The organism is Arthrobacter sp. SIMBA_036, from assembly GCF_046535135.1.
In the GTDB taxonomy this organism is placed as follows: domain Bacteria; phylum Actinomycetota; class Actinomycetes; order Actinomycetales; family Micrococcaceae; genus Arthrobacter.
In genome coordinates this window covers 1-253 of sequence record NZ_JAWRXG010000332.1, presented here as the reverse complement: position 1 = coordinate 253, position 253 = coordinate 1, and the positions used below count along the sequence as shown (strand labels likewise).

Below are 253 nucleotides of genomic sequence, written 5' to 3'. Positions count from 1 at the left end.
GTGTGATTCTAGCAATTTTTTGCATACTGTGGAAAATATAAGAAACTGGCCAACGGATAATGATTTTTCATCTGTAGGTGGAAATCCTAACGACATCAAAAGATATGAATATAGTCGCAATATTTTTTTCTGTGGTACAGATCAAATTTCGGACTTTATAATTACAGAATTAGTTAGTGACAATTTTCTTGCGGGAAATAATGGCTCCGCAGGTATGTCATTAAAACGATTGACCTTCGAACTTGACTTAAAA

The 253-nt window shown here is 33.6% G+C and carries 1 protein-coding gene; it reads left to right on the top strand.

Annotation, left to right across the window (positions count from 1 at the left end; genetic code table 11):
- Positions 1 to 28: 28 nt before the first annotated feature.
- The coding region (locus SB659_RS20085; protein WP_410551697.1) for a hypothetical protein at positions 29 to 253 on the top strand (225 nt) is incomplete at its 3' end.